Genomic DNA, 12,574 nt, shown 5'->3' with positions numbered 1-12,574 from the left:
ACCCTCAGCGTGGCGGCATCTGCTGGTCCAGTGCCGCGCCCTCCTGGGCATCGGTAGCAGCGTATGTGCTCGCGGCAGTGTCGAGGCGGCCGGCCAAGCTGTTCGAGGTGGCTTGCATCTGCTGAACCGCGAAGTCGCGCGATGATTGCGCCGAGCCCAGCGCGGCCGAGGTGAGACTGCACACCATCCCGTGGGTGAGGACCACGTTTGCCGTTGCGCCCTCGGTGGCGGCGCCCGCGGTGCCGAGATGTTCGGCTGCCCCTCGGTGCTTGCCGGCCAGCTCGGTCAAATCTGTTGGCGTGACTTTCAATTCACCACTCATGACTGCTCCCTACTTGTTGGCGGCCTGCGCAGCCGATGCGATCTGGTCGTATGAAGCTCCGGCGCGGCGAATCAGTGTGGCGTTGTGTGCGGCGTCAATACCGAGCTGGGTGAATTCTTCCGTGCAGGGCGGCAACGTCAGCGCGACACCGGCGGTCTGGATCGAAAGGGACAGGGCCAGGCCGGCTCCGGGCGGAGGGACGAAAGTCGCGGCGATTGCGGCCGGGATGAAGGCGGTGAGGATGGTTTGGTTGTGGTCCAGTGTGGTCCGGGTCGACCCGACTTGCTCGGCTTCATTCTTGAGGACGTCGTGCACCGTGCGGTCGACCTCGGCCAATGACGCCGCTCGCTGCTGATGCTCCGTATTGCGGTCCCCGTAGGCTTCAGAACCGCTGCCCTGCCAGCTGTCCGGCGGCCGGCAGGATCCCAATTCGTCTTTCACCGCATTGAAGGCGTCGGATCCGTGCGCGAACTGTTCGCCGTTGTTCGGCCCGCCGAAGCCGCACAGGTTGTTCATGACGTTCATCGCCGTGAGGGCAGCCTCGATGATCGGGGTCTCCAGTGCCGCCGCCGCTCTCGTAGCCCCGAGTGCGCGTGCGGTGGCCTGGCCGATGGGCTGCATGAATCCGATGAAGTCTGCGGCGATACCACCCGCCGACCACGCCGGGCTTTCGCCCATTCCGGTGACGTGCTGGTAGCCGCTGTACCAGTAATTCGCAGAGTTGTAGAGGTCGAGCATGTCACCCATCAGCTTGTTCCCTTCGATGACGCGGCATCGCCGCGATACCGGGTAAATCGTTCGAGCGCTTGCCCGTTGGTGAGTTCGCCCCGAGATTCGGGATGCTGCCAGTAGTACCGCACCAGTTCATACAGCGGACGGCCGTCGGGCCCGGCGTACATTGCCGAGGATTCGATCGATGCGACCTGACCGTCGGTCGACTTGAAAGCCAGTGGGGTGAAGCGCGCGCCGTCTTGTTGATCGGTCACCGCCGCGACCTCAGTCCAGCGTCCGCTGCCTGTCTTCAGGCCGTCGAGGAACTGATACCCGTCAGCGGACAGACGGATCCAGCCCATCCCTGTCTTGCGCAGGGTGTACCAGAAGCGAATCAAGACGAATGTGCACACCCCGAAGGTGAGCTTGTACAGGCGCCCAATGACCTCGACGGGATTGTCACCGTCCGATATGTGAAGCGGCGAAATACCTTGCTGCACCATGTCGTAGATTCCGAGGAGCCCCATCGCCGCACACGTTGGAATCCCCAGGAGAAACGTCAACCGGCTGATCTGCTCTATCCGTTGGTCGGGGCGCAACACGGTGCCGGTTGCGTTGTAGCTGCATTCCGGGGTCGCCGTGGCCATGGCGAACGGGGCTCTGAGCGCGTTGAACCACCATGCCGCGAAACTCAGTGCGACGACCGCGGTCACATAGCGACCCGCCCATATGCTGACGGCGGCCCAGATCAGGCAGGTGACACCGGCGGCACCGAGGACGGACTTTTGGACCCGCCGCTTCGGGGGTGTCCGGCTGCCGGCGTCAGACATGGTCGGGGTCACTGTCGGCGAAGCGGGTGGCCAGTTCTGCGGCGGCGGCGTCGGCCTGGGCGGGCGTGGTGAACGGCAGCATGTTCTCGGCGAAGTCCCGCGCCTGCAGAAAATCCATCCCGGTGTCCATGAGGACCTTGACCATCGCGATGTGCACGACCGCGGAGGCACGCTTCACCGCGACCCCGGCTACAGCCTGAATCTGCTGGGCGAGTTGTGATTCGGGCAGCGCCGTGACCCGGTTGTCGAGGTCGACGCGCGCGATGACACCGGTGAGATACGCGGTGACGGTAATGGTGTTGGCCGGGTTGCTGGCGGACGCCACGGGTGTGACCGTGTCATCGTCGACGTCCGGGGGAGCGGCGGCAAGGGCGTCGAGATCGGTGTCCTCGTTCTCGGGTTGGGGGCCGGGACCATAGTCGAGTGTGTCGAGATCGGTGTCGGGGTCATCCGGTTCGTCGTCCGCGGCATAGCCGAGTGCGTCGAGGTCGCTGTGGTCGTCGCCCCATTCGTCGGGTTCGAGATGCGCAGGCATACGTTGCTGGTCTACTTTCGCCGAATTGGTGCCAAATCCAGCCTATAGCGAACGGTGTCCACGTCCTGACACTTTTTCCCGGCACTCAGGCAGCGCCAGATTCGCCGGATCTATACCGAGAGTGCGGGATACCGAGGCCCCGTCGGCGTGTCGTCTCGTCAGGCCCCACGCTCGGCGTAGGAATCAGTACCGGGAACTGGCTTGTTGCGCAACGGATCTGCAGCGACCGGGACAAGTGGCACGGCCAGCATCGGGAACAGCGCGCACACCGCGAACGCGGCCGGAAAACCGAAGACACCGATCAGGGCCCCGAACGCCGGCGGCACGATACCGGTGGTCAACAACTGCGAGGTGTTCTGCACACCCAGTGCGCGTCCACTCCAGAACGGCCCGGCGATTTCGGCAATCGCGGTGAAGGACAACCCGTTATCGGTCACCGTAACCACCGACGCCACCACCATCACGAAAACCGCCACCGGCCAGTGCAAGTAGTCGGTCAGCGCCAGCAGGCCCATCGAGACACCGGCAAAGACGGCGATGATCCGCACCGGTCCCAGCCGTGAGCCGGCCACGTCCGACCATCGGCCGGCGGCGATTCGCCCTGCGGCCCCGCATAGTTGAGCGACGGTCACCATCACGCCCGCCGCGCCGGCTGACCAGCCGTGCGCCGTCATCAACCACACCAGCGAGAAGGTCCAGACCAGAGACTGGGGAACCACCAGCAGGACCGACACCGCGTGGATGCGGGCCAGTGCCGACGATCCGCGGTACGGGTTGGCCAGATCGGTTGCGGGGGCGGAGGATCGGGGCGGCCGCGGCGGATCGATGACGCCCACGGCCGTCACCACGGCTGCGACCAGACACGCGATCGCCGGGAACAACAGCGCGGCGGACACGCCTGATGACTCGGCCAGTCGCGGAATCACCAAGGCGCCCAACCCAACTCCCAGCGGTTGCGCGGTCTGGCGGATGCCCATCACCAGGCCGCGCTGCTCCGGTGGGAACCAGCCGACGACCAATCGACCGCTGGCGGAATTGGAGCTGGCGGCCGCCATGCCACCCAGCAACAGGAGCGCGCCGACCGCCACCAACGAGTCGGCCCAGGCCGCCGCGAACGCGGCCAACGAGGTCAACAGCGCGCCGACCGTGAGCACGAACCGCTCGCCGACCCGGTCGACGACCCAGCCCCACGCGATCAAAGTCAGCACCATGCCGAAGCTCGGCATGGCAGACACCAGTCCGGCGCGTGACAGGTCCAGCCCGCGTTCGCCGTGCAGCGTCGGGATCAGGAACGCGGCGCCGTTGATGAAGACGTTGGCGCACATCGTCGAGCCGAGCGCGATCACCAGCATCGACCAGCGGCGGGCGGCTGAGACGTTGGTGACCATGGCTTCATGGTGCCATCGCAGTTCTCAAAATATGAATCAATATCTCAAAATATGAGACCGACTAGGGTCTGGACATGGCTCTGCGGGCGAACCTTTCACGATTGATGGCGGTCATGGCGGTCATGGCGGCCGCAGTGGTACTCATCGCGGCACCGATGCCCACCGCATCGGCGGCCCCGCCACGTTGGTCAGGTTTGGACGCCCGAGCATTCGCGGATCCGGTGCCGCCCCCGGGTGCGCTCATCCAGAGCGTGCCGCTCGATCCCGAGCTGTCGGTCGCCGGTGCGGCGCGCGCCTACCGAATCCTGTATTCGACCACCGACCAACACAATTCGTCGGCAGTCAGTACCGGAGTGGTGTTCGTCCCGAAAGGCCAAGCGCCGCAGGGTGGGTGGCCCGTCATCGCCTGGGCGCATGGCACCGTCGGCCTAGGAGACGACTGCACGCCCTCGGCGCAGCCCCGCAGTGCGCGCGACAACGAGTACCTGTCCCATTGGCTGGACCAGGGATACGTCGTGGTCGGTTCCGATTACACGGGTCTCGGCACCCCGGGCCTGATGAGCTACCTCAACAGTGTCGCCACGGCGCACGCCATCATCGACTCGGTGATCGCCGCGCATCACCTGGACCTGCCGCTGTCCCCGAAGTGGGCACTGGTCGGCCAGTCGCAGGGCGGTGCGGCGGCGGTGGCGAGTGCGCGGTGGGCCACCGAATTCAGTAAGGGGACGGGCCTGGACTACCGCGGCGTCGTGGCCACGGGCACGCCGGCGAATATCGATGACGTCGTCATCACGGCCGGTCCCGACATGGTGCTGCCGCCCGGGCTGGGGCCCGTCGCGTCGGCCTACACCGCCTACATTCTCGCCGGATTCCGGGAGGTCCGTCCGGACGTCAACAGCGTGCTCAACCCGGCCGGTCTGGCCGCTGCCGACAAGGCCGAAACGCTGTGCACCGCACGGCTGAGCGCGGCCGTGACCGGTATGACACCACCGCAGTTCTTCTCCGCGCCGCTGGGCTCGCTACCCGGCATGCGCGGGGCGCTGGCCGACTTCATGGGCACGCCGGTCGCCGGCTACGACCGGCCGATCTTCCTGGGGGTGGGCCTCAAGGACCGTGACGTGCCGCCGTCATCGACGCTGAAGTTCGCTGATCAGCTCAAGGCCAACGGCCAGGACGTGACGCTCAAGATCTACCCGGAGGACGATCACTCCAGCACGGTGCTGACCTCGATGGCGGACTCCACGCCGTTCCTTCAAGCCCAGTTCGCGGGCTGACCAGCGGGCCTCATTAGGCTGGGCGGATGCGCCTAGGTCGAATTGCCAGTCCAGACGGCGTCGCTTTTGTGGTGATCGAGGGCGACCCGAACTCCGATGCGGTCTGCAAAGAAATTGCTGAGCAGTACCTGTCCCGCAACCCCACCTTCACCGGGCGGTCGTGGCCGTTGGCCGACGTCCGGCTGCTGGCGCCGATCCTGGCCAGCAAGGTGGTCTGCATGGGCAAGAACTACGCGGCACACGCCCGCGAGATGGGCAGCGAGCCGCCCGAGGATCCGGTGATCTTCCTCAAGCCCAACACCGCGATCATCGGGCCGAACATCCCGATCCAGCTGCCCGCCGACGCCAACCCGGTGCACCACGAGGGTGAGCTGGCGGTCGTCATCGAGCGCCCCTGCAAGGACGTCCCGGCCGCCAAGGCCAAGGACTTCATCCTCGGCTACACCATCGCCAACGACGTGTCGGCGCGCGACCAGCAGCAGAAGGACGGCCAGTGGATGCGGGCCAAGGGGCACGACACGTTCTGCCCGATCGGCCCGTGGATCGAGACGGCCGTCGACCCGGCGGATCTGGACATCCGGACCGAGGTGAACGGGCAGAAGCGTCAGGACAGCAACACCGCGCTGCTGCTGCATGACGTCGGCGCCATCATCGAATGGGTCTCGGCCGTCATGACGCTGTTGCCCGGCGACATCATCCTCACCGGAACGCCCGAGGGTGTCGGCCCGATCGAGGACGGCGATACCGTCAGCATCACCGTCGACGGCATCGGCACGCTCTCCAATCCTGTTGTACGTAAAGGGAAATAACGTGACTACACCTGTCAGGGTCCGCTTCTGCCCGTCGCCGACCGGCACCCCGCACGTCGGCCTGGTCCGTACCGCGCTCTTCAACTGGGCGTACGCGCGACACACCGGCGGCGACTTCGTGTTCCGGATCGAGGACACCGACGCCGCGCGTGACAGCGAGGAGAGCTACAACGCGATCCTCGACGCGCTGCGCTGGCTCGGGCTGAACTGGGATGAGGGTCCCGAGGTCGGCGGACCGTACGAGCCGTACCGGCAGTCGCAGCGCAGCGACCTCTACCGGGATGTGATCGCGAAACTGCTTGCCGCGGGTGAGGTTTACCAGGCCTACTCGACGCCCGAGGAGGTCGAGGCCCGGCACCTCGCGGCCGGCCGCAACCCCAAGCTGGGCTACGACAACTACGACCGGGACCTGACCGCCGAGCAGAAGGCCGCTTTCGAAGCGGACGGCCGAAAGCCGGTGCTACGCCTCAAGATGCCCGACGAGGACATCACCTGGACCGACCTGGTGCGTGGTGAGACGACTTTCGCCGCCGGTGTGGTCCCGGACTTCGCGGTCACCCGCGCGAGCGGAGATCCGTTGTACACCTTGGTCAATCCGGTCGACGACGCGCTGATGAAGATCACCCATGTGCTGCGCGGCGAGGATCTGCTGCCGTCGACGCCGCGGCAGATCGCGCTGTACCAGGCGCTGATCCGGATCGGCGTCGCTGATGCGGTGCCCCAATTCGCTCATCTGCCAAGCGTTCTCGGTGACGGAAACAAGAAGCTGTCCAAGCGCGACCCGCAGTCCAACCTGTTCCTGCACCGCGATCGTGGCTTCATTCCCGAGGGCCTGCTGAACTACTTGGCGCTGCTGGGCTGGGGCATCGCCGACGACAACGACATCTTCAGCCTCGACGAGATGGTGGCCGCCTTCGACGTGGCCAACGTCAACTCGAACCCGGCGCGATTCGACCAGAAGAAGGCCGACGCCATCAACGCCGAGCACATCCGCCGGCTGGACCCGGAGGACTTCAGCGCGCGGCTCAAGGCGTACCTCGACGCGCATGGTCACGACACCACGTTGGACGACAAGGGTTTCGCAGCGGCGGCCGAGTTGATCCAGACCCGCATCGTCGTGCTCGGCGACGCATGGGACCTCGTGAAGTTCTTCAACGACGACGCCTACTCGATCGATGAGAAGTCTGCGGCCAAGGAACTCAAGCCCGAGGCTGCGGAGGTCCTGGACGCCACGCTGGGCGCCTTGGACGCCGTCGCCGAATGGAACACCGCCAACATCGAAGCCGCGCTCAAGACCGCGCTGCTCGACGGCCTGGAACTCAAGCCGCGCAAGGCGTTCGGCCCCATCCGCGTGGCGGTCACCGGCGCGGCCATCAGCCCACCACTGTTCGAGTCGATGGAACTGCTGGGCCGTGACCGCAGTCTGGCGCGGCTGCAGGCGGCCCGGAACGGGCTGTGAGCGGGCGATTTAATTCAGCGCCAACTATTTGGTAGTCTGCTCGTCGGCCCGGAAAGCAAAAGCGGCGAACATCCGCTCGGCGATTCGGTCCGAAGATGCCTGTGACCTGCGGTGATAGGCATCAAATGGGGTATGGTGTAATTGGCAACACTAGGGATTCTGATTCCCTCATTCTAGGTTCGAGTCCTGGTACCCCAGCTGCCGGAGCGATTAGGTCAGCAAGCTCACTTAAGCTAAGCTGACGCTCCGGAAGTTCTAGCCCCCGTCGTCTAGCGGCCTAGGACGCCGCCCTCTCACGGCGGTAGCGTGGGTTCGAATCCCATCGGGGGTACGTACGAACGCCGGACCTGACAACAGGTCCGGCGTTTTGTCTTGTCCGGGGTATTACCTACCGCCGGTCAGGAATCCGATGTCCCGCCGTCCGCGGCCGACCGACGGCTCCGGGTCCGCGCCGAGGGTGCGGGACAGCAGTTCGTGATAAACGTCACGGAAGTCGACGGTCGTCTTCAGATCGCCGTCGGTCAGGTCCGTCAGGCTCGGCTCGTCGCCGTAGAACCCGCCCGTGACGGGAGTGCCCGCGATGAACACCGGCCCCGAGGTGCCGTGGTCGGTGCCCTGTGACGCATTGGCGGCGACCCGCCGCCCGAATTCTGAGTACATCAACACCACGACGTTGCGGCCGTAGGGCGTGCCCTGGAGCTTGTGGAAGAAGGGCGTCAGGGCGTCGTCGAGAGTCTTGAGCAACGCCTGCTGAGGGGCGCGTTCGTCGGCATGCGTATCGAAACCCAGCAGCTGCGTCATGTACACCTGCGTGGGCACGCCGGCCCGGATGCAGCGGGCCACCAGTTCGAGGTCGTTGGCCAACTGGTTGTCGGCCTGGCCGATGGTCTGCAGGCGGCCGTTGATCACCGGTGCGAAGCGGGTGTTGGTGGAGTGGTTGGACCGATAGGACTCGCACACCTGGCTCATGGCGGTGGTGTCGTTCGGGTCGTCGGTGCTCAGCGCGGCCAAGGTCCGCGCGACGTCGGGCGGGATGGCCGGGACGAAGTCGGAAAGCGAAGCTGCGACATGCTTTTGGCCGACGGCCAGCGGCGGCAGGACGGTGCCGATGTTGACGGCCCGGATCGGATCGTCACCGGTGGTGTCCAGCCAGCGGCCGATCCAGCCGCTGGTGACCGCGTCGACGGGATTGGCGGTCTGCCAGATGTCCATGGAGCGGAAATGGCTGCGGTCCGGCTTCGGATAGCCGACACCGCGCACGATCGCGAGCTTGTTGGACTGCCACAGTTTCGACATCCCGGTGAGCGCGGGGTTGAGCCCGAACGCGGGGTCGAGCCGGAGCACTTCCTCCGGCTTGTAGGCGAGCTCGGGGCGGGCATCGTGATAGGCGTTGTCCGCGTATGGGATAACTGTGTTGAGGCCGTCATTGCCGCCGTAAAGCGTGACGATCACCAGGATGCCCTGGTTGGCCTGCAGCGGGCGGTCTTGGGCTTCGTGGAGCAGATCGGGCAGGGTCACCGCGGCGACTCCGCCGAGCAGACCGGCCGCGCCGACCCCGGCGCTGGCGATCAAGAACTTGCGGCGATTGAACTCGGGCATCGGATCTCTTTAGGACGTCACGTATTCGGGGGTGATGACGGCCGCTGCCACCAGCCGGTGTGGATCGGAGACCAATGGTTTGAGGGCGGCCGCCGAGCGATCCGACCAGGCGCCGATGCCGAACAGGTACCCCACGCCGTCGATCCGTTCACTGGATGCCATCTTCTCGACCGCGCTGATGTCGCTGAGGGCCAGGAGCCGGTTCGCGGCCCAGACCCGTGCTGCCGCACTGTTCGTCGACAACCAGAGCTGTCCGCGCGGCCAGCCGCCGACGTCCGGCGGATAGAAGGGGCGCTGACCCATCACCCGGAGCACCTGGTCGAGGTCGGCGAGGACGTGGTCGTCGTCGAGCGGGACCGCCAGCGACCGCACGATGCCCATCAACCATTCGACCGGAGTGCTGACGACAGTGCCCGCGGCCTTGGTGAATTCGGGATCGAGCACCACGGCCTTGGTGAGTGCCTTGAGATCTCGGTTCGGGCCGTAGGCGGCGACCAGGCGGGTCTCGGTGTCGGGGGAGGCCGGCTGGTCCGAAGCCAGTAGGCGCCACAGGGTTCCGGCGACGAAAGCGGCGGAGGCGGGCTGACGCAGCACGATGTTGCAGAAGTCGGTATCGGTGAGGTCGCCGGTGACACCGAGCACGGTCTTGACCGACTCGTCGTGATGTTCGGCGTAGACGGCGGTGCTGCCGTCGGGCCGCAGGTGCCGTCCGGTGAGGGCCTTGGCGCCCTCTTTCACGTCGATCTCGGTGTAGCCGTTGGCATGTCCCATGGTGAAGAGCTCCATGAACTCCCGGGACAGGTTCTCGTTGGGGGCCGCCGCGGTGTTGACGTCACCGTCCAGCCAGTGCAGTATCGCACCGTCCGTCAGCATGGCCCACGCGAGGCTGCCGAAGTCGCCGAGTTTGAGGGTCCGCAGTTTCTCGTTCTGCTCACCCATCAGCTGCGCGGCGTTGACCTTCTCCGCGGAGGTGGCAAAGTGGTTGTGCCACAACAGCGTCAGCTTCTCGTGGATGGGCTGCTGCACCGCGGCCATGCGGCGCAGCCACCAGCCGGACAGCACCTGCATGCGCGCCACGAGCTCCTGGCCGAAGGCGGCGATCTCGGTGGCCGACGCGCCTGACGGCGGGTACTGCGGGATGGGCGATTTCGGCATCGGGGTCGCCACGGCGCCCGGGTCGGCGTTCGGATCGAGGCTCAGCACCCAGTCGAGGTAGGCCGACCAGTCCTGTTTGACCACAGCGTCGACCTGGGCTCCGGTGGTTCCGAAGCCTGTGCGGCGCAGCATCCGTGCGGTTGCCAGCCACTGTGGTGGCTGCGACACGATGAAACCTACTTTCCAACAGCGGTACGTCCCAGCCCTGCCGGGTCCACTAAGGAACTTAGGTGATCAGGACCGTCGTCGTCGCCGTATGCAGCGGATTCAAAGGTTTGCTGGTCTGCGTCAGAGCCGACGGGTGAGCGCTTCGGCCGCGGCCAGCAGATCGCTGGCCCAGCGCACGCCCGGGCGGCGGCCCATCCGGTCGATCGGCCCGGACACCGACACCGCCGCGATCACCGCACCGCGGTTGTCCCGTACGGGTGCCGAGACGCTGGCCACGCCGGGTTCGCGTTCGGCGGCGCTCTGTGCCCAGCCGCGCCGGCGGACTTCAGCCAGCACCCGATCGGTGAACTTCGCGGTCGGCAGCACCGCCTGCTGGGTTGCGGGATCGCTGTATGCCAGCAGCACTTTGGCGCCGGAGCCGGCGGTCATGGGTAGCCGACTGCCGACGGGCACGGTGTCGCGCAGGCCGGACGGCGGCTCGAGGGCCATGACGCACACCCGGGCCAGGCCTTCCCGGCGATAGAGCTGCACACTCTCGCCGGTGATCTCGCGCAGCCGGGGGAGCACCGCGCCCGCCGCGCTGAGCAGCGGGTCGTTGACCTGCCCCGCCAGCTCGGTCAGTGCCGGGCCGAGCCGCCACCGTCCTTCGTTGTCACGGGCCAGAAGTCGGTGGACCTCGAGGCCCGCGGCCAGCCGGTGGGCCGTCGCCCGGGGCAGCCCGGTGCGGGCGCACAGTTCGGCCAGTCCACACGGTGACTCAGCCACTGAATGCAGCACACCCACCGCTTTGTCGAGGACGCCGATGCCGCTATCCTGTCTCACAGGGAGATACTAGCGTCCCGCATTGTGAGACGGTAGGTCAGCCTCCCCGGGTATCGCGGAAGGAACTGCACAGTCATGACGAACAAGCCACGCACCATGGCGGAGAAGGTCTGGACGGACCATGTGGTGGTCGAGGGTAAAGGTGTAGGCGCCGCCCGCGAGCCCGATCTCATCTATATAGATCTGCATCTGGTGCATGAGGTCACCAGCCCGCAGGCGTTCGACGGTCTGCGCCTCGCCGGCCGGCCCGTGCATCGTCCGGATCTCACGATCGCGACCGAGGACCACAACGTCCCGACCATCGACATCGACAAGCCGATCGCGGATCCCGTGTCACGCACCCAGGTTGAGACGCTGCGGCGCAACTGCGCGGAATTCGGCATCCGCCTGCACTCGATGGGTGACGCGCAGCAGGGCATCGTGCACATCATCGGCCCGCAGCTGGGTCTGACCCAGCCGGGCATGACCGTGGTGTGTGGTGACAGCCACACTTCGACGCACGGCGCCTTCGGTGCCATCGCGATGGGCATCGGCACGTCCGAGGTCGAGCATGTGCTGGCCACGCAGACACTGGCGCTCAAGCCGTTCAAGACCATGGCGGTCAACGTCGACGGCGAGCTGCCGCCGGGTGTCAGCGCCAAGGACATCATTCTCGCGGTGATCGCCAAGATCGGCACCGGTGGTGGTCAGGGCCATGTCATCGAATACCGCGGCAGCGCCATCGAATCGCTGTCGATGGAAGGCCGGATGACGATCTGCAATATGAGCATCGAAGCCGGCGCCCGCGCCGGCATGGTGGCTCCCGACGAGACGACGTTCGAGTTCCTCAAGGGCCGTCCGCACGCGCCGACGGGTGCGGATTGGGACGCGGCTGTGGCGGCGTGGACAGCGTTACGTACTGACGAGGGTGCCGAATTCGACACCGAGGTGCACCTCGACGCGGCCGCCTTGAGCCCGTTCGTCACATGGGGCACCAACCCCGGACAGGGCGTGCCGCTGTCGGCGAATGTTCCCGACCCAGAACAAATGTTCGATGAGGGCGAGCGGCAGGCCGCGGAAAAAGCGTTGGCCTACATGGACCTTCAGGTCAACATGCCGATGCGGGACATCGCCGTGGACACCGTGTTCGTCGGTTCCTGCACCAACGGCCGGATCGAAGATCTGCGCGTGGTGGCCGACGTACTGCGTGGCCGCAAGGTCGCCGACGGGGTGCGGATGCTGGTGGTGCCCGGGTCGATGGCAGTGCGTGCGCAGGCCGAAACCGAGGGTTTGGGAGAGGTTTTCACCGCCGCTGGTGCCGAATGGCGGCAGGCTGGCTGCTCGATGTGTCTGGGCATGAACCCCGATCAGCTGGCTCCGGGTGAGCGCAGCGCGTCGACTTCCAACCGGAATTTCGAAGGCCGCCAAGGCAAGGGCGGCCGCACCCACCTGGTGTCACCCGCCGTCGCCGCCGCCACCGCGGTGCGCGGAACCCTGTCCTCACCCGCCGATCTGAGCTAGGA

The 12,574-nt window shown here is 66.3% G+C and carries 12 protein-coding genes and 2 tRNA genes; 6 read left to right on the top strand and 8 right to left on the bottom strand.

From position 1 onward, the window contains the following. Window positions 1–4 precede the first annotated feature (4 nt). The 5 genes from ACNO8X_RS20130 to ACNO8X_RS20110 all read right to left on the bottom strand — a co-directional run bounded on the left by ACNO8X_RS20130 (window position 5) and on the right by ACNO8X_RS20110 (window position 3,786). Complete coding sequence (locus ACNO8X_RS20130; RefSeq protein ID WP_418002423.1) at window positions 5–322, bottom strand: ESX-1 secretion-associated protein; 318 nt, start codon at window positions 320–322, stop codon at window positions 5–7. A 9-nt stretch (window positions 323–331) separates the two neighbouring features. Further along, window positions 332–1,069, bottom strand: coding sequence for an EspA/EspE family type VII secretion system effector (locus ACNO8X_RS20125; RefSeq protein WP_418002422.1), 738 nt, complete (start codon window positions 1,067–1,069; stop codon window positions 332–334). Further along, entirely contained in the window at window positions 1,069–1,863 is a 795-nt protein-coding gene (locus ACNO8X_RS20120) for a hypothetical protein (RefSeq protein ID WP_418002421.1), read from the bottom strand. The genes ACNO8X_RS20125 and ACNO8X_RS20120 overlap by 1 nt, the downstream gene beginning before the upstream one ends. After that, window positions 1,856–2,398 (bottom strand): hypothetical protein, encoded by a 543-nt coding sequence (locus ACNO8X_RS20115; RefSeq protein WP_418002420.1) that lies wholly within the window; start codon window positions 2,396–2,398, stop codon window positions 1,856–1,858. The genes ACNO8X_RS20120 and ACNO8X_RS20115 overlap by 8 nt, the downstream gene beginning before the upstream one ends. Window positions 2,399–2,556: 158 nt before the next feature. After that, window positions 2,557–3,786 (bottom strand): MFS transporter, encoded by a 1,230-nt coding sequence (locus ACNO8X_RS20110; RefSeq protein WP_418002419.1) that lies wholly within the window; start codon window positions 3,784–3,786, stop codon window positions 2,557–2,559. Window positions 3,787–3,908: 122 nt separating this feature from the next. Here ACNO8X_RS20110 and ACNO8X_RS20105 point away from each other — a divergent pair, with 122 nt between their 5' ends. The 5 genes from ACNO8X_RS20105 (at window position 3,909) to ACNO8X_RS20085 (ending at window position 7,659) form a co-directional block, all read left to right on the top strand. Further along, window positions 3,909–5,060 (top strand): alpha/beta hydrolase family protein, encoded by a 1,152-nt coding sequence (locus ACNO8X_RS20105; RefSeq protein ID WP_418005973.1) that lies wholly within the window; start codon window positions 3,909–3,911, stop codon window positions 5,058–5,060. Between the two features lie 26 nt (window positions 5,061–5,086). Next, the gene (locus ACNO8X_RS20100) at window positions 5,087–5,869 is read left to right on the top strand and encodes a fumarylacetoacetate hydrolase family protein (RefSeq protein WP_043393311.1); all 783 of its coding nucleotides are present in this window, start codon (window positions 5,087–5,089) and stop codon (window positions 5,867–5,869) included. Window position 5,870: 1 nt separating this feature from the next. After that, window positions 5,871–7,328, top strand: coding sequence for a glutamate--tRNA ligase (gltX, locus tag ACNO8X_RS20095; protein ID WP_418002418.1), 1,458 nt, complete (start codon window positions 5,871–5,873; stop codon window positions 7,326–7,328). 126 nt (window positions 7,329–7,454) lie between these two features. Next, window positions 7,455–7,526, top strand: a tRNA-Gln gene (locus ACNO8X_RS20090). Between the two features lie 60 nt (window positions 7,527–7,586). Further along, window positions 7,587–7,659 (top strand) — tRNA-Glu (locus ACNO8X_RS20085). A gap of 53 nt (window positions 7,660–7,712) precedes the next feature. Here ACNO8X_RS20085 and ACNO8X_RS20080 read toward each other — a convergent pair. The 3 genes from ACNO8X_RS20080 to ACNO8X_RS20070 form a co-directional block, all read right to left on the bottom strand. After that, entirely contained in the window at window positions 7,713–8,927 is a 1,215-nt protein-coding gene (locus tag ACNO8X_RS20080) for a DUF1501 domain-containing protein (RefSeq protein WP_418002417.1), read from the bottom strand. Window positions 8,928–8,936: 9 nt separating this feature from the next. Continuing rightward, window positions 8,937–10,250 carry a DUF1800 domain-containing protein gene (locus ACNO8X_RS20075; protein ID WP_418002416.1) on the bottom strand — a complete coding sequence of 438 codons (1,314 nt, stop codon included), beginning with the start codon at window positions 10,248–10,250 and terminating at the stop codon, window positions 8,937–8,939. 120 nt (window positions 10,251–10,370) lie between these two features. Beyond that, window positions 10,371–11,072, bottom strand: coding sequence for an IclR family transcriptional regulator (locus ACNO8X_RS20070; RefSeq protein WP_138229914.1), 702 nt, complete (start codon window positions 11,070–11,072; stop codon window positions 10,371–10,373). A gap of 75 nt (window positions 11,073–11,147) precedes the next feature. Between ACNO8X_RS20070 and leuC the strand changes: the two genes are divergently transcribed. After that, window positions 11,148–12,572 carry a 3-isopropylmalate dehydratase large subunit gene (gene leuC, locus ACNO8X_RS20065; protein ID WP_418002415.1) on the top strand — a complete coding sequence of 475 codons (1,425 nt, stop codon included), beginning with the start codon at window positions 11,148–11,150 and terminating at the stop codon, window positions 12,570–12,572. Window positions 12,573–12,574 lie beyond the last annotated feature (2 nt).

It is taken from the genome of Mycobacterium sp. PDNC021, from assembly GCF_048282635.1.
Classification (GTDB): domain Bacteria; phylum Actinomycetota; class Actinomycetes; order Mycobacteriales; family Mycobacteriaceae; genus Mycobacterium; species Mycobacterium llatzerense.
Note: the sequence above shows the minus strand (reverse complement) of the source record. Positions and strands in the feature narration are given on the sequence as shown.

Bases quoted from the DNA above. Each gene is read 5' to 3' on its own strand.
- ACNO8X_RS20130 (WP_418002423.1), bottom strand. From the start codon at position 322: ATGAGTGGTGAATTGAAAGTCACGCCAACAGATTTGACCGAGCTGGCC.
- ACNO8X_RS20120 (WP_418002421.1), bottom strand. From the start codon at position 1,863: ATGTCTGACGCCGGCAGCCGGACACCCCCGAAGCGGCGGGTCCAAAAG.
- ACNO8X_RS20080 (WP_418002417.1), bottom strand. From the start codon at position 8,927: ATGCCCGAGTTCAATCGCCGCAAGTTCTTGATCGCCAGCGCCGGGGTC.
- ACNO8X_RS20115 (WP_418002420.1), bottom strand. From the start codon at position 2,398: ATGCCTGCGCATCTCGAACCCGACGAATGGGGCGACGACCACAGCGAC.
- leuC (WP_418002415.1), top strand. From the start codon at position 11,148: ATGACGAACAAGCCACGCACCATGGCGGAGAAGGTCTGGACGGACCAT.
- ACNO8X_RS20125 (WP_418002422.1), bottom strand. From the start codon at position 1,069: ATGGGTGACATGCTCGACCTCTACAACTCTGCGAATTACTGGTACAGC.
- ACNO8X_RS20100 (WP_043393311.1), top strand. From the start codon at position 5,087: ATGCGCCTAGGTCGAATTGCCAGTCCAGACGGCGTCGCTTTTGTGGTG.
- ACNO8X_RS20110 (WP_418002419.1), bottom strand. From the start codon at position 3,786: ATGGTCACCAACGTCTCAGCCGCCCGCCGCTGGTCGATGCTGGTGATC.
- ACNO8X_RS20105 (WP_418005973.1), top strand. From the start codon at position 3,909: ATGGCGGCCGCAGTGGTACTCATCGCGGCACCGATGCCCACCGCATCG.